This is a genomic window from Faecousia sp., from assembly GCF_048519415.1.
Lineage (GTDB): Bacteria > Bacillota > Clostridia > Oscillospirales > Oscillospiraceae > JAZOXB01.
In genome coordinates this window covers 16,212-43,034 of the sequence record NZ_DBFZUT010000036.1, presented here as the reverse complement: position 1 = coordinate 43,034, position 26,823 = coordinate 16,212, and the positions used below count along the sequence as shown (strand labels likewise).

Sequence of the window (26,823 nt, the reverse complement as noted above, 5' to 3'; positions counted from 1 at the left end):
CACTTGTTTTTCCGACGCGGACGTATTACAATGGGGGAACAATACCGGCTTCGGCCGGTTACATCATATCAAGGAGGAAAACGTATGAAAAAGAAGCTGAAGCAGCTGCTTGCGCTGGTCCTGACCCTTGCGGTCGTCATGGGCTTCGCGCTGCCGGCCGCCGCGGCCGATCCTGGCCCCAGGGTCACGATCGAAAAGGTCAGCAATGACGCCGTGACTGCGGAACCGGAAATGCATACAGCCGAAACGAAGGAAGATACGCCGCAATATGCAGACACCGACATGGTCCGTGTCTCCATTACGCTGGCGGGCGCTTCGACCATCGACGCGGGCTATGCCACGCGCAGCATCGCGAACAATGCTGCGGCGGACATCTACCGCACGGGTCTGAAGGTCCAGCAGCAGGCGATGGCACAGCGCATCTCACAGGATGTGCTCGGCGGCGAGGCGCTCGATGTCGTCTGGAACATGACGCTCCTGACGAACACGATCTCCGCCAACGTGCCCTATGGCAAGATCGAGGCGATCGAAGCGCTTGACGGCGTGGCTTCTGTCACGCTCGAGAACCGCTATGAGCCGGATGTCGTCTCCACCGGCGATGCCGATCCCGACATGGCTACCTCCGGCGCAATGATCGGCTCCACGGCCGCCTGGGCAGACGGCTACACCGGCGCGGGCAGCCGCATCGCCGTCATCGACACCGGTACGGACACCGACCACATCTCCTTTGACGGCAAGGCGTTCGAGTATTCCCTCGAGCAGCTGGCTGCCGATGCGGGCAAGAGCAAGGACGAGTTCGTTGCTTCTCTGGATCTGCTCGATGTTGACGAGATCGCCGCTGTTCTGCCGAAGCTGAACATCAGCAAGCTTGTCCCCGATGCGAGCAAGCTCTATCTCACCAGCAAGCTCCCGTTCGCGTTCAACTATGTGGACGAGAACTTCGACATCACGCACGATAATGACAAACAGGGTGAGCACGGCTCCCACGTCGCCGGTATCGCCACGGCGAACCGCTATGTCTCCGACGGCAAGGGCGGCTATGAAAAGGCGCTCGATTCCGTGTTTGTGCAGGGCGTTGCCCCCGATGCCCAGCTCATCACGATGAAGGTCTTCGGCAAGGGCGGCGGTGCATATGATTCCGACTACATGGTCGCCATCGAAGACGCCGTGATGCTCGGCTGCGACGCCGTGAACCTGTCTCTCGGCTCCGGCAACGCGGGCTTTACCACCCCCGATGCGAAGTATCAGAGCATCCTGGATAAGCTGGCCGAGACCGACACCGTCGTCTCCATCTCTGCAGGCAATTCCTCCAGCTGGCCGGAAAACTCTGTTAACGGCACGGGTGCCCTGTATCTGGACGATGTGAACTTCGCCACCGGCGGCTCTCCCGGCTCCTACAAGAACTCCTTCGGCGTGGCCTCCGTGGATAATTCCGGCACGACCGGCTACTCCTTCTCCTATGGCGACGGCGCGAAGGTCTTCTACACCGATACCGCGGACAGCGGCTATACGAACAAGGCCTTTGCAACGCTCGATACCTCTGCCGACGGCAGCGGCACCGAATATGAGTATGTCTACTTCGAGAACACCGGCGCGGATGCCGACGGCAACAGTCTCCTGACGGACTATGCCGACGTCGTCTCCGGCAAGATCGCCTTTGTCTTCCGCGGCACGAGCTCCTTCTATCAGAAGCACATGGCCGTAGCTGCAGCGGGTGCCGCCGGCGCAGTCGTCTGCAACAACCAGGCAGGCGTGATCCGCATGGATCTGTCCGACTCCACCGCGACCATCCCGTGCATCAGCATCCTGCAGACGGAAGCGGCCGATATCAAGGCGGCCTCCACCCCGGTCTATGCCGAGGACGGCACGACCGTGCTCTACTACACCGGCAAGCTGACCGTCTCTGGCAAGATGAGCACGAGCACCGGTTCCTCCGATTCCTACACCATGAGCGACTTCAGCTCCTGGGGTGTTCCGAGTGATCTGAGCATGAAGCCCGAGATCACGGCTCCCGGCGGCAACATCTATTCCGTCAACGGTGCCGTGGCAGGCGGTCAGGCCTATGAGGTCATGAGCGGCACGTCCATGGCGGCCCCGCAGGTCGCCGGTATGGCAGCCCTCGTGGCGCAGTACATCCGCGAAAACGGTCTGAAGGAAAAGACCGGCGTCTCCGTGCGTCATCTGGCCCAGAGCCTGCTGATGTCCACGGCCGAGCCCGTCTATGATGCCAGCACCAAATCCTGGTATTCCATCCTGAGGCAGGGCGCAGGCCTTGCCAACGTTTCCAATGCGATCCATGCCGAGAGCTACGTCCTTGTGAACGGCCAGCCCGACGGCAAGGTCAAGGTGGAGCTCGGCGACGATCCCGACCGCACGGGCGTCTACTCCGCAGACTTCACCCTGAACAACCTTACGGACGAGGCCATTGAATACACCCTCTCTGCCGATGTCTTCACGCAGGCTCCGGCCTCTGTCGACGGCGTCCTGTATCTCCTGCCGAAGACCGTGTCCATGGCAGCCAATGTTGTCTGGACGGTTGACGGCAAGGTCCTGACCGCTCCGTCGGAGCTCACTGCCTATGACTTCGACAAGGACGGCGACACCGATGCCGACGACGCACAGCTCCTGCTCGACGACGTCACGGCCGGCGCGGGCAAGCTCAAGGCTGATGTCGACGGCGACGGCGACACCGACACGCACGATGTCTCCGAGCTGCTGAAGCTCATCTCCGCTGCAAAGGTCGTTCTCCCGGCCGATGGCAGCATCTCCGTCCATGTGACGTTCTCCCTCATCGACGAGGAGAAGGAATTCCTCGACGCCTACTACACGAACGGCGCTTATGTCGAGGCCTTCCTGTATGCCAATCCCGTTTCCGCGGAAGACGGCGTCGAGCGCGTTTCCCATTCCATCCCCGTGCTGGGCTTCTATGGCAACTGGTCCGATGCCTCCATGTTCGATAAGGGCACGCTGTCCGAGTACTGGTACGAGAAGGAGACCCGCAACCCGTATCTCCCGGATTCCGACGGTTCTCCCAACATGTTCGGCAACATGGTCACCGTCAAGTATGCCAACGAGGACGGCGAGTACTACTACTTCGGCAACCCGCTTGCCGAGGACGACGAGTATGTGCCCGCGCGCAACGCCCTGAACAACGAGAACGGCGATCAGATCTTCAAGCTCTACTTTGCCTCCATCCGTAATGCGGGCGATGCCAAGTATGTCATCTCCGATGCGGAGACCGGTGAGGTCTATGTAGAAGAGGATCTTGGCCCGGTTTCTGCCGCCTTCTACTATGCCAACGGCGGAAGCTGGCAGGACACGCAGAAGGCCGTGAACCTCGGCTGGTCCGGTACGAAGGCCAACGGCGAGAAGCTCCCCGAGGGCACGACGGTCAACATCTCCCTCGTGCTGGCTCCGGAGTATTACCGCAAGGCCGACGGTACCTATGACTGGGACGCTCTCGGCAGGGGCGCGAGCCTGAGCACGATGACCACCATCGACAACACGGCTCCGGAGATCGAGGACGTGTCCGTCAGCCTGGTGGACGGCTCCCTTGACGTCGCGGCGAAGGACAACGAGTATGTCTCCGTCGTCGCTCTGTATGACGCGGCCGGCTCGAAGGCGCTGACCTATGTCGCGCCGAATCAGGAAACTGCCGGTGAGACGCAGCATGTCCGTCTGGATGTGAGCAAGGTCGTCGGCAAGACGTTCCTGCTGCAGGTCTATGACTATGCCATGAACGTCTCCACCTACAAGGTCTCCTATGATTTCCTGCCCGATATCGACGGCTACTACACCTTCTTCGACCTGAATAAAAAGCAGTGGTACACCTACACCGAGGATGGCTCCGAGTCCGCCGCCATGGGCGCGACGAACCTGAAGCTCTACGCTGCCGAGTATGCCGACGGCTATGTCTTCGCCATTGACGAGAAAAATGCCCTGTATGTCATGCCGGACAACGACTTCGCCAATGTGACGAAGATTGCAGATCTCGGTGCAGCCTCCGGCCCGCTGAGCTATGACTTCTTTGTCAGCGACATGGCCTATAACGCAGCGGAGAAGGAAATGTACTTCCTCGCATACTCCGAGGCCAATGAGCTCGGCGCTTCCTATCTGTTCAAGCTCGACCTGCTGACCGGCGCAACGTCGCTCGTCGGCGAGATGGGCAAGGACATCTGGACGCTGGCCTCCGACGGCTCCAATGGCTTCTATGGCCAGGGCACGTTCGACAACAAGCTCTATCACTTCACGGCTGCTACGTTCGCAGAGCCGGAGGATCTCGGCGCACTGGATGACGAGCTGTCCATCTACATGGCACAGTCCTCGCTGGCATGGGATGCCAAGAACCAGAAGCTCGTTTTCACGCTGGCGACAGCGTCGAACTTCACGGGCCAGATCCTCAATTCTGCGATCTACACCATCGATCCGACGACGCGCGAGAGCAAGAAGCTTGCGGATCATTCCAGCCTGTCCGTCATCCTCGGCTGCTATGTCAAGGCGGGCCGCACGGACGACGCCTCCCATTTTGCTCCCAGCACCGAGGCCATGGCGGTCTCCCTGTCCGAAAGCACGCTGTCCCTCCTTGTCAACGAAAAGGCCACGCTGACCGCGCAGGCCAACCCGTGGACGCTGAGCGACCGCAGCGTGACGTGGTCCAGCTCCGATGATTCGGTTGTGACCGTCAAGGACGGCGTCGTGACCGGCGTCGGCGAGGGCAGCGCCGTTATCACGGCAGCCTCTGCGGTCGATCCTGAGGTCAAGGCGGAGTGCTACGTTACCGTTACTACGCTCCACATCACCGTGGAAGGTGCGCTGCAGGATAAGGACGGTCATGCCCAGTTCTATCAGTGGAATCTGGAGAACAAGAGCTGGACGCCCGGCAAGCTCATCAAGGACGGCGAGATCAGCATCGAGTCCACGACGCTGGCAAGCTCCGACCTCATGTACCTGATGGATGCGACGGCGGATTCCTGGGCCATGCACAAGATCAACACCGCCACGGGCGAGGACCTCGGCTCCGCCAACGGCGCAGGCGTCCCGCTGTGGGATATGGCCTACTCTTCTCTCTTCAGCACCGAGGAGCAGGACCAGATCGTGGGTGTCTATTACTACTACTTCTTCTCGCCGAAGGATCCGATGAAACTGGATGCATACGGCTTCAAGCTTCAGAGCTTCCTGCAGCAGGTCGGTGCAAGCTACTTCACCGCCATCACCTCTGCGGGCGAGACGACGGTCAAGCTCAAGAGCGGCGAGACCGTCCCGGCCGAGATGTTCCTTGCGCTGGACAATAAGGGCAATATGTGGGTCCTCAACCTCTATTACACCGAAGCGGACGGCTATAGCCTGAGCGGCGGCTGCTACGAGACCACGCTGCCTGAGCTGGCCTTCGGCGGCCATGAGGACTCCATGTACTGCTCGCTCGTCATGGCCGACGAGGGAACGACGGACGGCCTGACGCTCTTCCTGTCCTACTTCACCGGCGACACCAATGAGCTCTATATGCTCAACCTCATGCAAAGCTCCGACGGCCTGTACTTCGACGCGACGGATGTCGGCAATGTCGGCGATTCCGTCTGGCCCGCGACGGTCAACCGTGTCTACGGCAATGCCAGCATCAAGAGCATCCAGACTGCGGAGGCCGCTGCGGAGAAGAACGATATCGAGCTCACCGCGCAGATCGTGTCCGCAGAGAAGATCGAGCGCAGCACACAGGAAGCCTCCGGCAGCCTCAACACGGTTTCGAACGCCGCAGCTCCTGCCGCGCAGCGCATCGCTGCCGTGAAGGGCGGCTCCATGACCGTCAACGGTGATGTGGACCTGACCCTGACGGCCGACGAGGCCACGACGAACGGCCTGCTTGAGATCACCTGGGATCCGTCCCTGATGGACTATGTCTCCGGTGTGAGCACGGCGCAGCTCTCGAGCTTCCAGCCCGCCGAGGGCAAGCTTCTCTTCGGCTATGCTGCCGAAAAGGAGATCGCCAGCGACGCCGTTCTGGCGAACCTGAAGTTCCGCCCGAAGGACGATGTCCACTGCGACCTCGAGGTGCAGGTCAAGACGCTGCAGCGCAATGCGGAAAGCGGCCTTGATCTCAGCGAGACCATCGTTGTCAAGAGTGACGGTGTCGAGCACAACTGGGGCGAGTGGATTGTTACGAAGCAGCCGACCTGCTTCGCGCCGGGCGAGGAGACCCGCGTCTGCGCCGACTGCGGTGCAGAGCAGACCCGCGAGATCCCCGCAAGCACCGAGAACTGCCCGTCCAAGGCCTTCTCCGACCTGGACAACACGCAGTGGTATCATGAGGGCGTGGATTACGTGCTGAACAACGAGCTCATGCTCGGCGTCGGCGGCAGCCTGTTCGAGCCGGACGGCACGGTGACCCGTGCGCAGCTCGCTATGGTGCTGTACCGCGTGGCCGGCAAGCCTGATGTGAAGAACACCGCCAATCCGTTCAAGGATGTCACCGAGGGCGTCTGGTATGCCGACGCCGTCAAGTGGGCGGCGGAAGCCGGTGTCGTCAAGGGCATCAGCGCCGACGAGTTCGCTCCCGAGGCACCCGTTACCCGTCAGGAGATCGCTACGATGCTCTATCGCTTCGCCAAGGCCGAGGCCGTCGCGGAGGATAAGCTCGCCGCTTTCCCGGATGCAGCCTCCGTCGCCGATTGGGCGAAGGACGCCATGAACTGGGCAGTCGCCACCGGCCTCATCAACGGTGTGAAGGCCGCCGACGGCACGGTCACGCTCGATGCACAGTCCGGTGCAACGCGCGCGCAGATCGCAACGCTGCTCATGCGCTTCCTCAAGGGCTGATCTCATAAGTAAAAATTTCCCTCCCGGTTCGCCGGGAGGGAAATTTTTTTTAATGAAGACTGAAACCTGACAAATGAAGAATGAATAATAGTGGGGAACGGATCGACTGGCCCGCAGATTTTGCAATACAAGTTCAGCGGCGCTAGGTTCCAGACTTGTCATTGCGAGGAGGCGTAGCCGACGCGGCAATCTCGGGAAGGCACTTGCAGCTCGCACAAGTCGCCGTTAAAATGGTGCGTACCGATTGCGTCTGTAGCGGCGCTCACTGCGCAGCCGTTGGCGGCTTTGCCGCCTTACGGATGCGGCGTGCCCCTTGCGGGTAGTGAGCGCCTTGTAGGGGAACATTCAACCGTAGAAGTGCTCTGGTGCACCACTGCACCACCCTGACGTGTCATTCCGAGGAGCGAAGCGACGTGGGAATCTCGCAGTACCCGGTTGAATGACAGGATACTCCCCGCGAAAACGTAACTGCCTTCCCGAGATTGCCACGTCGGCCGTTGGCCTCCTCGCAATGACAAATCTGGGGGCCTCGCGCCATAGAGGGAAAGCGGCGCATGTTGTCAGCCTGCAAGGCGCTCAGTGAGCGCCGCTGCAGGCAGATCCGAAAACTTTCCGCTTTCCATTTTCAATTATCCGCTTGCCGCACGCCCTGTTACAACGTACATCTGGCAGCCTATATACCATTCTCCATGACGGAATTTTGAGGCCGGTCCAAAATAGGACTTGATTTCTGTAGAACGATATGGCATAATTTAACTACAGTTAAAACCACAATCAAACGGATGCTTCAAGCTTCCCCCAAGCCAAAAAGGAGGAACTCCTATGAAAAAACGCATCGTGAGCCTGCTGCTGGCGCTGTGCCTGCTGGCCGGGCTTCTGCCTGCCGTGACCCCGCAGGCGGACGCCGTCATCAGCACCGTCATCGGCACCAGTCTGAAAATGTGCACCTCGCTCGTCAAGGGCGGCATATACGCCTGCAGGAACGGGAGCGAGTATGACAACGCCGGGCAGGGCGTGCTGGCCGTGTTCAAATATGCGGGCAGCGATCTGCTCGGCATCGACTTCGGCGGCAGCTCCAGCGGCCAGACGAAGGAGACCGTCATCCAGAAGGTCGACCTGAGCAAGGTCGAGGCGGAGCTCAGCAGCATCAGCAAGCAGCTCGAAAAGAACAGCGCTGCCATCCATCAGCTGGAACGGACCGTCTCGAACGGCATCGCCAGCCTCTCGCAGCAGATGGAGAATCTGAGCGGGCAGATCCAGAATGCAACGCTCGAGCTGAAGTACAGCACCTACCTCAACACGTTCTTTGAGTTCTTCAACCAGTATTACGAGGCCCTGAGCTACTATGACCGCCTTGTGACGGATATGCTGGACGAATCCGCTTCGCCCGCCTATCAGAAGAACATCTACGACCAGTTCTACTCCCTCCAGAACGTGGAATACAGCGGCAACCTGCATTCCGCCGTTGACAAGCTCGGCCGCTATCTGCAGGGCAAGTACATCTATTCCGGCCCCGGCAGCGTTGTGGACGTCCTGACGCAGTATTACATCCTCGCCTATCAGGGCGGCGGCAAGACGGAGGAGGAGGCGCGCGCCGCAGCCGCGCAGAGCACGCAGGACATGATCGTCTACCTCTACTACGCCTATGTCATGGGCGCGTATTATGAGCAGGCGATCGCCCTGTACCAGACGGCCTACATCACGGAAAACGGCGGCCTCTATCAGACGGATTTCGGCACGATGATCTCGCAGAAGCAGATCGACGCGACCGTCACCGCCCTCTGGAGCGACGTCGAGCAGACGGCGGGCTGCATTCTGGGCGACCTGCGCTCGAATTATCATCAGGACGTGGCCTTTGAGGTCGTCTACCAGACGCCGGGCGGCAGGATGCTGAACCGCACCATCACCGGCGACAGCTTCGTCATCGAGAACGGGGCCAATTTCTGGCTGCGCGACCCGGCGGAGGAGCTGGCAAAGTATTTTGACGAATCCCTCAGCGAGGCCTTCTCCGGCATCGCGAAATTCACCATCCGCGCCGTAAGCGCTGCGGATCCGACCTATCTGCAGATCCACGACAACGCGTTCTTCCATGTGAAGACCACGGAAGAGGGCGGGTTTGAATACGGCCGCAGATTCCTCAAGCTCGACGTGGAGTTCGGCGGTAAGACGATGCAGACCATCACGCTCGTGCTCTATAAGCAGATCGACAGCGGCCCGTTTGCGGGCGGCCTCGGCACGGAGGACTATCCGTATATCATTATAACGGCGGATCAGTTCGCCGCCATTTCGCCGCAGGATACCTCGAAGCCCAGCTATGCGGACTGTCAGTTTATCCTGCATAATGAGCTGAATATGGAGGGCAAGTCCTTCCCGGGTATGCGGAACTTCAGCGGCACGTTTGACGGAAACGGCCACGAGATCTACAATGTGGTTCTGACGGGCATGGGCGGCGACACGGCCCATACCGTCGGCCTGTTCGGTGAGCTGACCGGCACAGTGCGCAACCTCGTCGTGCGCAATGCCACGGTGACCGGCCTGACGGCAGACGGCGACTCCGGCGGCCGCTCGGGCGACCTCTGCGTCGGCGTTCTTGCGGGTCTTGTCAACGGCGGCAGGATCGAATACTGCGCGGTCTACGACAGCTCGGTCACGGGCGAGCACAACGGCGCAGGCGTTGCCTATGCCGGCGGCGCGGTCGGCAAGCTGGCAGGCAAGGAAACCGGCGAGGCCGGCGAGGCCGCCCTGCGCGGTGTCGTCTGTGTGGATACCTCGGTCCGTGCGGTCACGACGAAGGCGGCCAACCCGCAGGAATTCCTTCCGTGGGCGGACGGCAGCGCGATCGCGGGCGGTCTGATCGGCTATTACCTGACGGGGACCATAAACGAGTGCGGCTATATCCAGTCCGAGAAGTTCCAGGGCTCCATCAGCGCCAAGGGTGCAACGGGCGCGGCGGCAGGCGGCCTGACCGGCTATGAGCGTGCGCCGTTCTCCAATCTGATGTGGCTGGCGCTCGGCGCTGCGCCGAAGGTCGAGAAGCAGAACGCCTCTGCGGAGGACCGTTACTATCAGGTCGGCCTTCTGACGGGCAACGGCTATGCGGCCAATGCGGTCTATCACCTCTGGGGCAGCCGCGCGTCCGAGCGCGGAAGCACGCCGCTCAACGGCGACCCGTGGTGGCAGCTCCAGTGGAGCACGAAGGCAGTCGACAAGATCACCACGAAGGCCCTGCAGGACCATATCGATGGGGTAAACTGGAAGGAAAAGCCGTACTTCGACCTCGAGGCATACACGGAGCGCGAGGACGGCGCGGGCCTGTATCCGGAGTTCGACCTCGGCACGAGTGGCTCGGAATATCAGGCCGTTCTGCTGACGGACGGCCCGATCAGGAAGAACTATGTCGAGGGCGACTATCTCACCCTCTCCGGCCTGAACGTCTGGCAGGATGTCGGCTTCCATGTGGAGGAAGGTGCCAAGTACCCGTATTTCGAGATCACGGAGGGCGCAAATCTGATCAACAAGCCGCTGCCGGCCGGAGAATACCAGTTCGCCGTGCGGGCGTCCAACGGTTATCGCGTCACCTACAAGATCACGGTGAAGCCTACGGAACACATCTACATCTCGGCTACGACGGAGCCGACCTGCACGGAGCCTGGCTTCACGAATCTGACGTGCCTGCACTGCGGCCTGACGAAGCGGGCCGGGGAGCTGGAGGCGCTGGGCCACGATGTCGTGACGGACGCCGCCGTCCCGCCGACGTGCGTTTCCGACGGCTTGACCGAGGGCAGCCACTGCGCGCGCTGCGGCGAGGTCTTCACGGCGCAGACGACGGTCCCGTCTACGGGCGAGCATGCCCATGTGGTCACACCGGGTAAGGCGGCCACCTGCACGGAGCCGGGCCTGAGCGAAAGCGAGGCCTGCCCCGGCTGCGGCCTTGTGTTCCGCGAGGCGACTGTGCTCCCGGCCCTCGGCCATGACATGGTTGATCACACCATCCTCGCCCCGACCTGCACGACGGACGGCATGCAGCAGAGTGTCTGCAGCCGCTGCGAGCTGATTGGCCCGCTGAAGTCCGTTCCCGCGACGGGCCACGACATGCAGACCCGCACCGTCCTTGCCCCGACCTGCACGGCCGCGGGCATGGAGCAGGAGGTCTGCACGCACTGCGGCGAGACCGGTGCGCTGACGAATCTGCCTGCGCTCGGCCACGATTATGCGGCCGTCGTGACGGAGCCGACGTGCGAAACGCCGGGCTTCACGACGCACACCTGCGGCCGCTGCGGCGACCACTTTACCGACAGCTACATCGCCCCCACGGGCCACACCTACGGCGATGGCGTCGTGACGCGCGAGCCGACCTGCACCCGCGAGGGCGAGATGACCTACACCTGCTCCTGCGGCAAGACTCACACGGAGCCGATCGCGAAGCTGGCGCACAGCTATGTGCCGCAGATCGTCGAGCCGACGTGCACGGAGCTTGGCTACACGGCCTATGTCTGCGCGCACTGCGGCGACCGGACGACGGGCGACTATGTCCGCGAGCTGGGCCATGACTGGAACGCCGGAACGGTCGTGCAGGCCCCGCGCCTGACGAAGGAGGGCCTGCTGGAGCAGACCTGCAGACGCTGCGGCGCGGAGCAGAAGACGGTGCTCCCGGTCCTCGAGTCCTGCGCCGGGACGATCTGCCCGAGCCATGACTATCACGATGCGCCGGAGTTCGGCCACTGGAGCCATGCAGGCATCGATTACACGCTGGAGCTCGGCCTGTTCCGTGGCACGTCTGATACGGAATTCTCGCCGAACGTCGCCATGACGCGCGCCATGCTCGTCACCGTGCTTTATCGCCTCGACGGCCAGAAGGAGCCGACGGGCACGAACCCGTTCACGGATGTCGAGCCGGACAGCTGGTACACCGAGGCCGTGATCTGGGCCGTGGAGAACGAGATCGTCCTCGGCATGGGCGACGGCACGTTCGCCCCGGAGGCGGAGATCACGCGCGAGCAGATGGCAGCTATCCTGTATCGCTATGCGGCCTATCGCGGCGACGATATGACGACGGATGCCGATCTTGCGGCCTTCCCGGATGAGAAGACCGTCAGCTCCTACGCCTGCGAGCCGCTGGCCTGGGCCGTGGACCGCGGCCTCATCAACGGCGTGGCGCAGAACGGCGAGAGCTGGCTCGAGCCGCAGGCGGGCGCGACCCGCGCGCAGGTGGCGACGATCCTCATGCGCTTCCTGAAGCAGAAATAAGCAACGATAACGCGCAGCGCCGCTCATCCGGGCGGCGCTGCTGTCGTTAAAAACGTACAAACCGATTGCGTCTGTAGCGGCGCTCACGGAGCGCCATGCAGGCTGACGTTGTTTGCGGTACAAATTCAGTGGCGCAAGGCTTCCAAGTTTGTCATTGCGAGGCCCCAAAGGGGCCGTGGCAATCTCGCAGTACCCGGCCGGATAACAAGATGGCCCCGGCGAAAACGCAGCTGCCTGCACGAGATTCCCACGTCGCTTCGCTCCTCGGAATGACAAATCTGGTGGCTTTGCGCCACGAAATTAACACTTCAATATCTGCAACTGCCCATGGCGCTCAGTGAGCGCCGCTACAGGCGCAATTGGTGCATGCCATTTTATCGATACCCGGTACGAATCGTCAGTGCGTCGCCGGGAGCGGCATGCCGCTCCCCTACGATGGTGCGCCTCATGATTTGCCCGATTGCGGTTTTTCCGGCGGTGTGCTATACTATACCAATAAACCAACGATAGGGGAGGCGCTGCCATGTCCTTTTTATACTGGATCGAATCCATCCGCTGCCCGTTTCTCGACGTCGTCATGCAGGCATTCACCTGCTTCGGCGAGGAGCTGGCGTTCCTGCTGCTGGCCCTGACGATCTTCTGGTGCGTCAGCAAGGAGGAGGGCTATTATCTGCTGTTTGTCGGCTTCTTCGGCACGGTGCTCAATCAGTTCCTCAAGCTGCTGTGCCGCATCCCGCGGCCATGGGTGCGCGACCCGAGCTTCACAATCGTGGAAAGCGCGCGCAGCGGGGCGGGCGGCTATTCCTTCCCGTCCGGCCACACGCAGAACGCCGTCGGCACGCTCGGCGGCATTGCCCGCTGGCATAAAAATCGCGCGCTGCGCATCGTGTGCATCGTGCTCGCGGCGCTGACGGCATTTTCCCGCATGTATCTCGGCGTGCACACGCCGCTGGACGTCAGCGTGGCGGCTGTGACGGCCGTTGTGCTGATCTTCGTGATCTATCCTATCGTGCGCAGCGCGGCAGAGGACCCGAAAAAAATGGCCGTTCTGCTCGGCGTGATGACCGTCGTGGCGCTGGCCTATGTGATCTATGCGAATTTTGCCCGTTTCCCGGCGGACGTCGACCCGGACAACCTCTTTGAGGGCCGCAAGAACTCCTGCTCGCTGCTGGGTGCGCTGCTCGGCTTCTGCGTGGGCTACACGCTGGAGCGGAAGTATATCCGCTTTGAGACGAAGGCCGTCTGGTGGGCGCAGGTGCTCAAGGTGCTCGGCGGAGCAGCGCTGCTGCTGGCTGTCAAGCAGGGCCTGAAGCTCCTGTTCGCCGCCGTGGGCTTTACCTGGATCGGCACACATGCCATCCGCTATTTCTTCGTGGTGCTGCTGGCGGCGACGGTCTGGCCGCTGACGTTCCGGTGGTTCGCACGACTGGGGAGGAAACAAGCATGAATTATGCAGCTATCAAGACCTGTGATATCGCAAACGGCCCCGGCGTGCGGACAAGTCTGTTCGTCTCGGGCTGCACGCACCACTGCAAGGGCTGCTTCCAGCCCGAAACATGGGATTTTTCCTATGGCGAGCCGTTTACGCAGGACGTCATCGACACGATCCTGCATTCCCTGGAGCCTGCCTATGTGGCCGGGCTGACCCTGCTTGGCGGCGAGCCGTTCGAGCCTGCCAACCAGCCCGCCGTGGCGGAACTGCTGCGGCAGCTGCGGGCGCGCTGCCCCGGCAAAAATGTGTGGGCCTTTACGGGCTTCCTGCTCGACCGGGACCTGCTGTCCGGCCGGGTCGGCGACGCGGCTCTTGTGCGGCAGATGCTCGGCTGCATCGACGTGCTGGTGGACGGCCCGTTCGTGCTGGAGAAAAAGGACCTTGCTCTGCGGTTCCGCGGCTCGTCCAACCAGCGGCTCATCGACATTCCGGCGACGCTGGCATCCGGCCGGATCGTCCTGTGGGACGACGGCTATCAACGCGGAGGGCATTATGATGCAAAAGGTACCCGTTAAAATTCTGCGCGAGGGCGCGGCGCTCCCCACCTACGGCACGGCCAGCTCGGCCGGGGCTGATCTGCGCGCCTGCCTGGACGCACCTGCTGTGCTTGCGCCCGGCGAGACGCGCCTGATCCCAATCGGCATCGCCATGGAGATCCCGGAGGGCTATGTTGGCCTGGTGTTTGCCCGCAGCGGGCTTGCCAGTCGCCGCGATCTGGCCCCGGCCAACAAGGTCGGCGTTGTCGACTCCGACTATCGCGGGGAATTCTTCGTCCCCATGCGCAACCACGGCGCACAGCCGCAGACCATCGAGCCGGGCGAGCGCATTGCCCAGTTCATCCTCACACCCTATCTCACGGCGCAGTTCTTTGAGACGGAGACGCTGACGGACACTGCGCGCGGCGAGGGCGGCTTCGGCTCCACGGGGGCGAAATAATGGCGGGCTTTCTTCCGATCAACGCGCGCGAGATGCGCGCCCTCGGCTGGGAGCGGCCGGACTTTGTCTATGTCCTCGGCGACGCCTATGTCGATCACCCGTCGTTCGGACATGCCATCATCAGCCGCATGCTCGAGCGTGCGGGCTACCGTGTGGCCATGCTGCCGCAGCCGGATTGGCGCGATTCGTCGTCCGTGCTGGAATTCGGCGAGCCGCGCCTCGGCTTCCTTGTGACGGGCGGCAATATGGACTCCATGGTCAATCACTATTCCGTCGGCCGCCACCGCCGCCGCACGGATGCCTATACGCCCGGCGGCGTGACGGGCAAGCGGCCGGACTATGCGACGGTCGTCTACTGCAACCTCATCCGCCGCAGCTTTCCGAAGATCCCGATCCTCATCGGCGGCATCGAGGCCAGCCTGCGCCGCCTGGCACACTATGACTACTGGTCTGACAGCCTGAAGCGCTCCATCCTGCTCGATTCGCAGGCCGACCTCCTGCTCTACGGCATGGGCGAGCGCGCTATCGTCGAGGTCGCGGACGCCATGAACAGCGGGCTGGACATCCACGATATCACCTTCGTGAACGGCACGGTCTACCGCACGCGCGACTGCTCCGGCGTGGTGGACGCCATCACGCTGCCGTCCTATGACGAGCTGCGCGCCGACCGCCGCCGCTACGCCGAGAGCTTCGCCGTTCAGTACCGCAACACCGATCCGTTTTCCGCCAGGTGCCTCATCGAGCCGTACGGCCGCGAGTTCGTGGTGCAGAACCCGCCGCAGCCGCCGCTTTCCACGCAGGAGATGGACGACGTCTACGCTCTGCCGTATCAGGACACCTATCACCCGTCCTACCGCAAGGCGGGCGGCGTGCCCGCCATCGCCGAGGTGCAGTTCAGCCTCGTCTCGAACCGCGGCTGCTTTGGCGGCTGCTCGTTCTGCGCGCTGACGTTTCATCAGGGCCGCATCGTCCAGACGCGCAGCCATGACTCTCTGCTGGCCGAGGCGGCGCGCATGACGCAGCATCCCGACTTCAAGGGCTACATCCATGACGTCGGCGGCCCGACGGCCAATTTCCGCCAGCCCGCCTGCGAAAAACAGCTGACACACGGGGCCTGCCAGAACCGGCAGTGCCTGTTTCCGACGCCGTGCCGCAATCTGCGGGCGGACCATACAGATTATGTAAACCTGCTGCGCGAGCTGCGCGCCATCCCCGGTGTGAAGAAGGTCTTCATCCGCAGCGGCATCCGCTTTGACTATCTGCTGGCCGACGAGGATCCGACCTTCCTGCGCGAACTGGTGGAGTACCACGTCTCCGGCCAGCTTAAGGTCGCGCCGGAGCATGTTTCGGATCAGGTCCTGCGCTATATGGGAAAGCCGCGCCACGCGGTCTATGAAAAATTCTGCCGCAAATATGCCGCGCTGAACGAAAAGCTCGGCAAAAAGCAGTATCTCGTGCCCTATCTTATGAGCTCCCACCCCGGCTGTGGCCTGCGCGAGGCCGTGGAGCTGGCGGAATATGTCCGCGACCTCGGCTATATGCCGGAGCAGGTGCAGGATTTTTATCCCACGCCCTCGACGCTCTCGACCGTCATGTACTATACGGGCCTCGATCCCCGGACGATGGAGCCGGTCTATGTGCCGACCGACCCGCACGAAAAAGAAATGCAGCGCGCGCTCATCCAGTACCGCGATCCGAAGAACTATGCCCTCATCCACGAGGCCCTTGTCAAGGCCGGGCGCACGGACCTGATCGGCTATGGCCCGAAGTGCCTCATCCGGCCGCGCCGCGGCGAGGCAGAAAAGGCGCCGCACCCGGCGCAGAAGCAGCCCGCACAAAAGCGCCCCGCGCAGAAGCGGGAGAGGCCCGCAGAAAAGAAACCTGCGGCAAAGCCGCGCAAGGCGCAGCCCGCCGCAAAGGAGCCGCGCAGAGCGGAGCGCGGGGAGGCGTTCGGCAAGCCGACGGCCGCCCAGCTCCGGCAGGCGGAGCGCTATCTGAAGACCCGAAAGAAAAAGCAGACTGTCAAAAAACCAACCAAGCCAAAAGCTTCAGGGGGAAGAGACGTGTGAAAGGAAACCGTCAGGGTGTCCTTTCGCGTTTGATCGCCAGCCGCGGCGGGACTTTTTGACAAGCGGAAAGGACGGAACCGATATGAGACCTTCCAACTATGATCTGCAGGCGCAGGCGGCGGGGCACAGCTTCGCCGCGCAGGACCTCGATGCCATCGCGGCTCGATTCGCCCTGCGGCGCGATGAGACCTATCTCTATCTGGAGCTTCTGCATGAGCCGCTGCGCCTTTCCCGCGCGGACGGCGCGGCCGAGCGGCTGCATGGCGGCGTCTGGATGCCTGCGCCCTTCGGCGCGGCCATGACGGCCTATGACCTGCTGAGCAATCCGAACGGGTTCCCCGTTCTGGCCGGGCAGTGGTGTTCGCACGACAGCTTCAACGCCGTGCAGGCCGGAACGCTGCAGGGGCAGCTGAAGGCTTCCGTCACGCCGCCTGCCGCGCAGCATTTCTCCGGCCGGATCGACCGGCTGCGGCAGGCCGTGGCACGGCTCGGCGGCACACCAACGGACGGCCCCGGCGATTTTTCCGCCGTGCTGCCGGTGCTGCCGTTCTTCCCGGTGCTGCTGCGCTTCTGGGAGGCGGACGACGAATTCCCGGCCCAGCTGCAGTTCCTGTGGGACCGGAACTCCATGCGCTACCTGACGTATGAAACGTCGTTCTATACCCACCGCGCGATCCTGGACCGTCTGCTCGAGGCGGACATGTAATACTGATTCCTGATTAAAACATTTCATCAGGAATCCCGTGTGCTGCGCACACTCGCATCGTGCTGACGCACGCTGCGCCGTCTCATGCAGAATCTGACGCGCCCTCGGCGCTATAAAAAGCTTTTAAAGCTTTTTATCAGATTCTAGTATAACACTTTTGTGAATGACCTTGCAAACCCGCGAATCACCGTGGTATAATAATGACAACACTGCACAAATGTATCTTCGGGCTTTGGTGATCTGAAAAGCTTGAAGTATACAAAATGAGATAAATTAAGGGCAGTACCGCGCGGTTTGTCGAGTACCTTCGGCGAGAGATTTTTCGTCGAGTCGAGCTTTGGAAAGTGCGGGCATACTTTGTGTATGTCCCACTTTTCGAAGCGATGGATCGGCGGAAAAGATCCGCCGAAGGCCGAAGACAGGCCGTGCGGTACGCCCAATACCAAAAGGAGTCCTGACTATGTTTTCTGCATCGGAGCGTGTTCTCTATGGCAAGCGCCAGCTGATCGAGGTGATCTGTCAGCTCCGTTTTCCGACGATCCTTTCCATCAGCGCGAAGGAGCCTGCCGAATTTCAGGAGGCCATCCGCGCCGAGTTCCCGCGCTATGCGCGCAATCTGGAAAAGCTCCCGCCCAAGGTGATCGGCCAGCCGGGCGCCATGAAGCTCGAGGAGCAGCCGACGGTCGTGAACTATCAGTTCCTGACGGCCGCAGGCGACTGGAAGGTCAACCTGACAAACACCTTCCTTGCGCTGGCCACGCCGGTCTATACGACGTGGGAGGATTTTGCCCGGAAGCTCGACGAGGTGCTGGCACAGTTCGTCGCCATCTATCACCCGGCGTATTTTGAGCGCATCGGCCTGCGCTACATCAACGGCTTTTCCCGCCGCGCCCTCGGTCTGGAGGGCGTGCCGTTCCGCGACCTTATCCAGCCCGCCTATCTTGGCCTGATGGCGGAGGACGACGTGCAGGAGCAGAGCGTCCAGCGCGTCACGCAGGATGTGGAGATGGCGCTGGCGGGCGGCTGCCGCCTGAAGCTGCACTGCGGCCCCGGTATGGTCAAGCGCGGCAATGTCGAGGACAAGGAGGTCCGCTTTATTCTGGACAACGACGTCTTCATGAACGGCAAGATCGAGCTGAAGCACTCCGCCGGAGCGCTCAACACCGTCCATACCCATGCGGACCGCATTTTCCGCGGCGCGATCACGGATCAGCTCCACAACGCCATGGAGCCGCAGCCGCTGTAATACTGTTTTCTGATTCAAATCTTTCATCAGAAAGGTTCCGCCTTTGGCGTAACCAATTTCGCGATTTTGGAAAAATCACGAAATCTCGTCTCATAATGATCTTCATATTAAAACCTTCCATTCTATGAATGAAAGGTTTTAATTGAATATCAGTATAATTTCCATGCGAGGTGAGGCGCAATGCCGTTTTTCTATGTAGACTGGTACTATATCGTTCTGGTGCTCCCGGCGGTGATCCTGTCGCTCTGGGCCAGCGCCCATGTCAAGAGCACGTTCCGCCGCTACAGTCAGGTGCGCAATGCGCGCGGCATGACCGGCGCAGAGGCCGCCATGGCGGTGCTGCGGGCGCATGGCGTGACCGATGTGCGCGTGGAGCATGTGTCAGGCGATCTGACGGATCATTTTGACCCGAAGGACCACGTCATCCGCCTGTCGGACTCCGTATACAATGTGGCAACGCCCGCCGCAGTCGGCGTGGCGGCGCATGAGGCTGGCCATGCCGTGCAGTATGCGCGGCACTATGCGCCGATCTATATCCGCGCGGCCATCGTCCCCGTGACGAACATCGGCTCGCGGCTCTCCATGCCGCTCATTGTGCTCGGCCTTGCGCTCAGCGGCCTCGGACAGGTGTTTTACTATGTGGCGCTGGCGGGCGTGGCCTGCTATGGCCTCTGCGTCGTGTTCCAGCTCGTCACCCTGCCGACGGAGTTCAACGCCAGCCACCGCGCCCTGCGCGCCATCGAGGAGAGCGCCCTGCTGCTGCCGGAGGAGCAGGTCGCGGCAAAGCGTGTGCTCAGAGCTGCGGCCCTGACCTATGTGGCCGCGCTGAGCGTGACCATTATGCAGTTCCTGCGCCTGCTGCTCATCGTGGCGGGCGGGAACCGGAGGAGAGACTGACCATGGACGAACGCACCGAACAGGGAAGACGCTTCCTCATGGGCTATCGCGACGACGATACCACGGAATTTGTCTCCGATCAGGAGAAAAAGCTGCCGCAGCCTCCGCTGTGCAAGGCCCCGATGGGCGGCGAACGGACGGTGCTGCCGCGAGATTTTTCCGCGCTGCCGGAGGGCGGCGGCCTGTATGACCTGCTGACGCGGCGGCGCAGCGCCAGAATTTATACGGAGGGGGAGCTCAGTCTGCTGCAGCTTTCGTTCCTGCTCTGGGCCACGCAGGGCGTGCGCGCCATGCGCGGCCGGGCCTATGCCACGCTGCGCACCGTCCCGAGCGGCGGTGCACGCCATGCCTTTGAGACCTATCTCCTCCTCCGCCATGTCGAGGGCCTGCGCCCCGGCGCGTATCACTACCTGCCGCTGGAGCATGCGCTCGAGTTTCTGCACCCCGTCGAGCGGCTCGAGGACGTCGTTTCCGACACGCTCTGCGGCCAGAGCTGGGCGGCAAAGGCCAGCGTGATCTTCTACTGGTCCGTTGTGCCTTATCGCGCGGAGTGGCGCTACGGTCCCTATGCCTATGCGCCGCTGCTCGTCGATGCCGGGCATGTGGGCGAAAATCTCTATCTTGCCTGCGCGTCGCAGGGCCTCGGCACCTGCGGCCTGCGCGCCTTCCGCCATGAGCTGTGCTGCGAGCTGTTCGGGCTGGACGGCGAGGAGGAGTTTATCGTCTATGCCGCCCCGGTCGGCACGGTCCGCCCGGAGGATACCGCGCAGGAGGCGGCGTTCTATCAATTTGTCGAAGATGAGAATTTATAAGGCAACACCGCACAATTGCAGCTTCGGCCTTCGCCGGATATTTTTCGCCGCTCCATCGGTTTGAAAAACTTGAAATACACAAAGTATTCCTGCGCTTTTCAAACCTTGGCCCGACAAAAAATCTCTCGCCGAATGCTCTCGCTGAATTGTGCGGTGCTGCCTATATACCGGCTGCTTTTTCGGCAGCCGGTGGTTTTTATGTGGGCCATTGTAGGGGAGCGGACAGCCGGGCCCGGCGCAGCACTTACGATTTGCATCGGCTGCCGATAAAAACGTACCAACCAATTGCATCTGTAGCGGCGTTCCCTGAGCGCCTATGGCAGTTGCAATTATCTGGGAAGTATCGCCGACCGTGCAATGTCCCCAAATTTGTCGTTGCACGGCCGCAAAGGGGCCGTGTAATCTCGCAGTACCCGGTCGGATCACACAGGAAGACTCCAGCGAAATCGCAACTGCCTCCCCGAGATTGCACCCCAAGGGCACTTCCTCGCGCTTCGCGCTCAGGGCGCCACGTTGCTTCGCTCCTTGCAATGACACATCAGGGTGGTGCGGCTGTGGGAACGGTGCACAGCGCCGAATTGGCACTGCTTTTGCCGCTTCGCGGACTGGCAGGGCGTGCCCTGCTCCTGCAATGGCGTACCGTTATCGCCGTTTCAGCATCCTCCGGTCGCACAGGTCGATGCCGAACGACACGGCGGCGCTCAGGACAGCGAGAACGAGGATCATGGCGTCCGTGCTGAGGTAAGAGCCGGTCGCGTCATACAGCGCGCCCGCGATCGTGCTGCCGAACGAGGCGAACAGCAGGTTCGTCACCACGACGGAGAGATTCACGGCGTAGTGCCGCATACCGTAATACGAGCTGACAAAGGCTGCGTTGGCGGGCGTGACGCCGCCGTAGGCCATGCCGCCCAGCAGGAAGCCGGCGATGAGCAGCGGGAAGCTGCCGAGCTTCAGCGCACCGATGAGCACAAGGCCGGTGAGCAGGAAAATGCCGCCCACGAGCTGCATGGTCCGGCTGCGCCCCAGTCGGTCAAACAGCCCGCCCAGCACAACGCGCCCTGCCGCGTTCGCCAGCGAGATCATGCCGACGGCCGTGGTGATACCGCCCGGCGAGACCGTTCTGCCGATCTCCCGCGCGATGGAGGTGGACTGCGACACGAGGGCCAGCCCTGCCGCGCTCAGGAGTACCGCCCAGAGATAGTACAGCCAGAACGCGGGCCGCCGCAGCATGGCTGCCGTGCCGAGCTCTTCTGCCACGGGGTTTGCATAGCGCTTCTTTTTCGCGGCGGGCGGCGGCGTGAAGTCCGGGCCGGGCCGCCGGAGCAGGAAGCCGCAGGCCGCCACGAGCACGGCCGTGATAATACCAAGCACGACAAAGCTGCGCCGCCAGCTGCCGATGGCCGTCGGCGTGAAGCGCTGATAGAGCTTGCCGATGAGGAAGCTGCTCAGGCCGAAGCCCATGAGCAGGATACCGGAGACGAGGCCCTGCTTGTCGGGGAACCATGCGCCGACTGTCCCGAGCACGGCGTTATACGAGAAGCCGGAGGCCAGCCCGCAGACCACGCCGAAGCCGACATACAGCATAGGCAGCGACCGCATACTCGCCGTCAGCAGGAAGCCCGCCAGAAACAGCAGGGCGGATATCCAGAGGAAAATTCGCGGGGAAATGCGCGCGGAAAGCGCGCCGCAGGTCAGGCCGCCAAGGCAGAAAAAGCTCATCACGATCGTAAAGGTCAGGGAAAGCTGTGCGGTGCTCCAGTGGGGGAACTCTGCGGCGATCGGCCCGGACAGTACGCTCCACGCGTACACCAGGCCCGAGAACAGAAGTACCACGCACCCGACTGCGACGTAGATCCATCTGCTTGCACTTCTCATAGGCTGCATCCTCCATTTGGGGCCATCCCCTCGATTTGGTGCGGAGATGGCCCGTATTTTGTTGTATCTTGGGGTCCTGCCTCCATCATATCACAGAAACGCCCGCTTGCCCATACCCAAATCAAAATTCTGCCTGCTGCGGTGCGGTGTCCGTGAGGGACGGACAGAAAGGAAGGCAGGAATATTTTTGAAAAACCCTCTTGACAAAGCCGTACTAGTGTATTAGTATATTAGTACAATAACACATTGGAGGTGAGCCAATGGCATGGAAACTGAATCCGGAGCGGCAGATCTGGCTGCAGCTCGTGGATGTGCTGAAGTTCCGCATCGTCTCCGGACAGTATCCGGCAGGCGTGAAGCTGCCGTCGGTGCGGGAGCTGGCCGCAGAGGCCGGTGTCAATCCGAACACCATGCAGCGCGCGCTTGCGGCGCTGGAGGAGAGCGGGCTCGTCAGCGCCCAGCGGAACACCGGGCGCTATGTCACACAGGATGAGGCGTGCATCCGCGAGACGCGCCGCTCGCTGGCGCAGGCCGAGATCGATGCGTTCTGCGCGCGGATGCGGCAGCTCGGCTACACGCAGGAGGAAATTGCAACATTGTTTGGAGGGAATGAAAATGAATGACATGCTGGTCTGCTGCAGCGGCCTGACGAAGAGCTACGGGGCAAAGCCCGCACTCGATCACGTCGACCTGCAGCTTGCGCCGGGCAAGATCATCGGCCTGCTCGGGCCGAATGGCTCCGGCAAAACGACGCTCATCAAGATCCTGACGGGCCTGCTGCGCCAGACGGAGGGCTCCGTCGCGATCGACGGCAAGCCGATCGGCCCGGAGACGAAGGCGCTCGTGAGCTACCTGCCCGACCGAATGTACTATGCCGGTTGGATGAAAACGAAGGATATGGTCAATTTCTTTGCGGATTTCTATCCCGATTTCCGCCGCGAGCGCGCCGAGGCCATGTGCCGTGCGCTGGGCATCGGGCTGGATACGCGCGTGAAGACCATGTCGAAGGGTACGAAGGAGAAGCTCCAGCTGCTGCTCGTCATGAGCCGCGCCGCAAAGCTCTACCTGCTCGACGAGCCGATCGCGGGCGTCGATCCTGCCGCGCGCGACTTCATCCTGCAGACGATCCTGACGAATTATTCGCCCGAGAGCACCGTCCTGATCTCGACGCACCTGATCGCGGACATCGAGCCGGTGCTTGACGAGGTGATCTTCCTGAAGGAGGGCCGCGTCGTCCGCCACGATTCGACCGATAACATCCGCGGCGCCGAGGGCAAGTCCGTCGACGAGGTCTTCCGCGAAGTCTTCCGCACGATCCCGATGGGAGGTGAATGGCCGTGCTGAGCAAGCTGTTAAAATACGATCTCCGCGCAAATCTGAAAATTTTCCTGTTCATCTGGCCCGCCATTCTGGCCTTCGGCCTGCTCGAGCGCGTTGCCCTCATGGCGGAGCTGCCGGTCAAGATCTCTGCCATTTTTGTGAATCTGACGACAGTGCTGTTCGTGCTCGCGGTCATTGCCGCCTGCGTGTTTGCGCTCGTCATCTCCGTCATCCGCTTCTATTCCGGCCTGCTGCGTGATGAAGGCTACCTGATGTTCACGCTGCCGGTGCGGCCGTGGCAGCTTGTGCTGTCGAAGCTCCTCACGGCCTTCCTGACGCTGATCGTGACGGGCCTGGTCAGCTTCGTTTCCGTCGGCATCCTGTTCGGCGGTATCCGTGGCTTGCTGCCTTCCATCCGCACCTCGCTGGAGCAGAGCTTCGGCGGGATAATCAACGGCTGGGGCATCGCCCTGCTCGTCCTGCTGGTCATGGTGCAGGTCGCGGTGTCCGTGCTGCAGATCTATCTGTCCTGCTCCATCGGCCACCTGTTCCGCCGCAAGCGCATCCTGTTCGCCGTGCTGTTCTACTATGCCATCAACGTCGTGCTCGAGACGGTTGCAGTCACGTCCATCATCGTGCTGAGCAACTTTGAGCCGTTCTGCCGCTTCCTTGTTCAGCTCTATGCCGGCATGAGCGCGCCAGGCATGTTCAACCTGTTTATCGGCGTGGTGACGGCCCTGCTGGCCGTTCTCGGCATTGTGTATTTCTTCGTCACGGAGCGTATCCTGCGCCGCCATCTGAATCTGGAATAAGGCTTTCCACCGCGCCGTACAATGCCTCGGGCTTGTCATTGCGAGGAGGCCGTAGGCCGACGTGGCAATCTTGGGAAGGCACTGGCAGTTCGTACAGGGCGTCGATAAAACCGTAAAAACCGATTGTGTCTGTAGCGGCGCTCAGTGAGCGCCTTGCAGACCGGCAAGATGCGCTGTATTGATTCTATGGCGTGAAGCCCTCAGGCTTGTCATTGCGAGGAGCGAAGCGACGTGGCAATCTCGCAGAATCCGAGCGGATAACAGGGAATTTTCGGCGAAAACGCAGCTGCCTGCACGAAATTGCCACGGCCCCTTCAGGGCCTCGCAATGACACGTCAAGTAGTGCCAAGGTGCACCAGCGCTCTTACGCAGTTGAATGGCCCCGTACAAGGCGGTCGCTGACCGCCGCTACAGGCCCCGTCGGGGGGACGGTTCCATTTTATCGACAGCGCGTACCGATCGTTACTGTACCGCCGGGCACGGCTGTCCGCTCCCCTACATAAAAGGACTCCCGGAGCTGTTCGGCTCCGGGAGTGTTTTTATCGTTATCGATTTTCACACAGCAGACGCGGGGTGGTGTTATCCGCCGTCTCATACACGGCCTCATAATCCGTGTCCATGCATGAGAGCATGGGGGAATCGGCCGTATAGCGCACGCAGGTGCCGCAGGCGGCGCTCAGCCGCCGGGGAACAGGCATCATCTGCGCAGCCACGCCCGCCGCGGTCAGTGCCCGGCAGGTCAGCAGGGCGGACAGATGTGTGTGGAATGTCGCGATGTACGCGGTCATTTCTTCAGCGTCAGACGGGTGTCGGAGCCCTCCGGCACGGAGGTGACGGTGTAGCCCTGACGGTTGGCATAGCGCGTGACGTTCTCCACGGCGCAGGCGTCGTCCAGCAGGACCTCGATCTCGGCGGGATGGCCGTCCTTCACGGCCTTCTGGACCATCACGACGGGCATGGGGCAGAGCAGACCTCTTGCATCGACCATGTTATTTCGCCTCCTGTTTTTTGGCAAATTTCGGAAGGTTGAGCACGGAAACTGCCAGACAGACCACGATGCCGGAGACAACGGCGATCTTGCCGGTGTTCGACAGGCCGCCGCGGACGAACTCACCGGCGGCGTTCGTAGAGTCGGCCGTACCGGCCAGACCAAAGTTGTGGGCAGCTGCCGCACCGGCGAGCATGCCGAACACGGTGACGGTGGAGTCGCCGTTGCCGCTGCCGGCCAGAATGAGCTGACGCAGCGGGCAGCCGCCGAGCAGCACGGAGCCCCAGCCGACGAGCGTCATGCCGAGGAAGTTCCACACATGGCTGCTGTGGGCGATGGGCTGGAGCTGGAAGCCCCAATGGAACTGCTTCGTCACCAGATTGCCGATGAGGGCAACGAGGAAGATAGCTACAAAGCCGGACAGCAGCTTAAAATCGCCGAACATGACGGCGTCACGGATGCCGCCTGCCATGCACAGACGGGAGCGCTGCGCCAGCGCGCCGATGACCATGGACAGGGCCAGAGCCAGCCAGATGGGCGCGTGCTTCGAGCCGGGGCCTGCCTCGCTGAGCTTGAAGATGACGGGGACCGTCAGAAACAGCAGCAGGATGACCGTCATGCTGACGGGGAGGACGACGCCCTCGAGCGGGACGGAGTCATAGGAGCGCTTGAGCGAGAAGCCCTTCTTCAGGAACAGCGTACCGGCAAAGATACCGGCGCCGAAGCCGACCAGACCGACCAGAGCGTTGGCATCGCCGCCGGCCAGACGGAGCACCATGCGCAGCGGGCAGCCGAGGAAGGCCAGTGCGCCGATCATGACGAACGCGCCGAGGACAAAGCGGAGCGCGGGCGCGGAGCCGGACTTTGCGCGGAATTCCTTCGTACAGACGGACATGACGAACGCGCCGAGCACGAGGCCGATGATCTCCGGGCGGACATACTGCACCTTTCCGGCGCTGTGGAGGCCGAGCGAGCCGGCGATATCGCGCAGGAAGCACGCGATGCAGAAGCCCATGTTGGCCGGGTTTCCGAAATGCGTCAGCAGGACAGCGGACAGACCGACGATCGCCCCGGTCACAATGACCCACCAACTGATCTTTTTCTTCATTGTGGTACCCCTCTCGTTATTTTTTTAGAAGAATAACACTATTATACGGGGAAAAACCGGAAAAATCCAATCGTTATTTTGAGTGAAACGAGGATATCATCGATAGAAACGATGATATCCTGATGAAAATAAGGTTGGGAGGATGCGGCAAACAGAAAATTGAAAATGAAAAGTGGAAAGTTTTGTCGGGCTGCCAGTTACGCATTGTAGGGGAGCGGACAGCCGGGCACGGCGCAAGGCTGCCGATCAGCACAGGCCGGCGTTAAAATGGAAATGGCCAAAGGTTTGTCATTGCGAGGGCGCTTTGCGCCCGTGGCAATCTCGGGAAGGCAGTGCCGTTTCGTACCGGCTGCCGTTAAAATGGCACGCGCCGATTGCGTCTGTAGCGGCGCTCAGTGAGCGCCATGCAGGCTGGCATTATTTGAGGCACAAATTCATTGGCGCAAGGCCCCCAAGTTTGTCATTCCGAGGAGCGAAGCGACGTGGGAATCTCCTGCAACAGCCC

The 26,823-nt window shown here is 61.7% G+C and carries 17 protein-coding genes; 13 read left to right on the top strand and 4 right to left on the bottom strand.

The features are described from left to right. The first annotated feature begins 84 nt into the window (after positions 1-84). The 10 genes from ACMKFF_RS04235 to ACMKFF_RS04190 all read left to right on the top strand — a co-directional run bounded on the left by ACMKFF_RS04235 (position 85) and on the right by ACMKFF_RS04190 (position 20,215). The gene (locus tag ACMKFF_RS04235) at positions 85-6,810 is read left to right on the top strand and encodes a S8 family serine peptidase (protein ID WP_419496151.1); all 6,726 of its coding nucleotides are present in this window, start codon (positions 85-87) and stop codon (positions 6,808-6,810) included. Between the two features lie 822 nt (positions 6,811-7,632). Further along, a complete protein-coding gene (locus ACMKFF_RS04230; RefSeq protein ID WP_419496150.1) occupies positions 7,633-12,057 on the top strand; it encodes an S-layer homology domain-containing protein in 4,425 nt (1,474 codons plus the stop codon). Between the two features lie 523 nt (positions 12,058-12,580). Next, complete coding sequence (locus ACMKFF_RS04225) at positions 12,581-13,504, top strand: phosphatase PAP2 family protein (protein ID WP_419496149.1); 924 nt, start codon at positions 12,581-12,583, stop codon at positions 13,502-13,504. Then, positions 13,501-14,064, top strand: coding sequence for an anaerobic ribonucleoside-triphosphate reductase activating protein (gene nrdG / locus ACMKFF_RS04220; protein ID WP_349136748.1), 564 nt, complete (start codon positions 13,501-13,503; stop codon positions 14,062-14,064). The genes ACMKFF_RS04225 and nrdG overlap by 4 nt, the downstream gene beginning before the upstream one ends. Next, on the top strand, positions 14,042-14,485 hold the full coding sequence (dut, locus tag ACMKFF_RS04215) for a dUTP diphosphatase (protein WP_417325708.1): 444 nt from the start codon (positions 14,042-14,044) through the stop codon (positions 14,483-14,485). The genes nrdG and dut overlap by 23 nt, the downstream gene beginning before the upstream one ends. Then, entirely contained in the window at positions 14,485-16,554 is a 2,070-nt protein-coding gene (locus ACMKFF_RS04210) for a YgiQ family radical SAM protein (protein ID WP_419496148.1), read from the top strand. The genes dut and ACMKFF_RS04210 overlap by 1 nt, the downstream gene beginning before the upstream one ends. 82 nt (positions 16,555-16,636) lie before the next feature. After that, the gene (locus ACMKFF_RS04205) at positions 16,637-17,260 is read left to right on the top strand and encodes a DUF3786 domain-containing protein (protein ID WP_419496147.1); all 624 of its coding nucleotides are present in this window, start codon (positions 16,637-16,639) and stop codon (positions 17,258-17,260) included. 460 nt (positions 17,261-17,720) lie between these two features. Beyond that, positions 17,721-18,506, top strand: coding sequence for a TIGR04255 family protein (locus tag ACMKFF_RS04200; protein ID WP_367926935.1), 786 nt, complete (start codon positions 17,721-17,723; stop codon positions 18,504-18,506). A 180-nt stretch (positions 18,507-18,686) separates the two neighbouring features. Further along, the gene (locus ACMKFF_RS04195) at positions 18,687-19,403 is read left to right on the top strand and encodes a zinc metallopeptidase (protein ID WP_419496146.1); all 717 of its coding nucleotides are present in this window, start codon (positions 18,687-18,689) and stop codon (positions 19,401-19,403) included. Between the two features lie 2 nt (positions 19,404-19,405). Then, positions 19,406-20,215 carry a SagB/ThcOx family dehydrogenase gene (locus ACMKFF_RS04190; RefSeq protein ID WP_419496145.1) on the top strand — a complete coding sequence of 270 codons (810 nt, stop codon included), beginning with the start codon at positions 19,406-19,408 and terminating at the stop codon, positions 20,213-20,215. A gap of 642 nt (positions 20,216-20,857) precedes the next feature. Here the strand turns inward: ACMKFF_RS04190 and ACMKFF_RS04185 are convergent. Further along, positions 20,858-22,090 (bottom strand): MFS transporter, encoded by a 1,233-nt coding sequence (locus ACMKFF_RS04185; RefSeq protein WP_419496144.1) that lies wholly within the window; start codon positions 22,088-22,090, stop codon positions 20,858-20,860. A gap of 260 nt (positions 22,091-22,350) precedes the next feature. On the opposite strand from ACMKFF_RS04185, the gene ACMKFF_RS04180 reads away from it, so the two are divergent. The 3 genes from ACMKFF_RS04180 to ACMKFF_RS04170 are packed head-to-tail and all read left to right on the top strand — an operon-like array spanning position 22,351 to position 24,222. After that, entirely contained in the window at positions 22,351-22,713 is a 363-nt protein-coding gene (locus tag ACMKFF_RS04180; protein WP_349136880.1) for a GntR family transcriptional regulator, read from the top strand. Further along, a complete protein-coding gene (locus ACMKFF_RS04175; protein WP_417325864.1) occupies positions 22,706-23,434 on the top strand; it encodes an ABC transporter ATP-binding protein in 729 nt (242 codons plus the stop codon). Before ACMKFF_RS04180 ends, ACMKFF_RS04175 begins: the two co-directional genes overlap by 8 nt. Then, positions 23,428-24,222, top strand: a complete 795-nt coding sequence (locus ACMKFF_RS04170; RefSeq protein ID WP_419496143.1) for a hypothetical protein — start codon at positions 23,428-23,430, stop codon at positions 24,220-24,222. The genes ACMKFF_RS04175 and ACMKFF_RS04170 overlap by 7 nt, the downstream gene beginning before the upstream one ends. A gap of 545 nt (positions 24,223-24,767) precedes the next feature. Here ACMKFF_RS04170 and ACMKFF_RS04165 read toward each other — a convergent pair. The 3 genes from ACMKFF_RS04165 to yedE are packed head-to-tail and all read right to left on the bottom strand — an operon-like array spanning position 24,768 to position 26,318. Then, positions 24,768-25,010, bottom strand: coding sequence for a DUF3343 domain-containing protein (locus ACMKFF_RS04165; protein ID WP_349134386.1), 243 nt, complete (start codon positions 25,008-25,010; stop codon positions 24,768-24,770). Further along, positions 25,007-25,210 (bottom strand): sulfurtransferase TusA family protein, encoded by a 204-nt coding sequence (locus tag ACMKFF_RS04160; RefSeq protein WP_418467831.1) that lies wholly within the window; start codon positions 25,208-25,210, stop codon positions 25,007-25,009. Before ACMKFF_RS04160 ends, ACMKFF_RS04165 begins: the two co-directional genes overlap by 4 nt. Position 25,211: 1 nt before the next feature. Continuing rightward, complete coding sequence (yedE, locus tag ACMKFF_RS04155) at positions 25,212-26,318, bottom strand: YedE family putative selenium transporter (protein ID WP_418467830.1); 1,107 nt, start codon at positions 26,316-26,318, stop codon at positions 25,212-25,214. Positions 26,319-26,823: the final 505 nt, after the last annotated feature.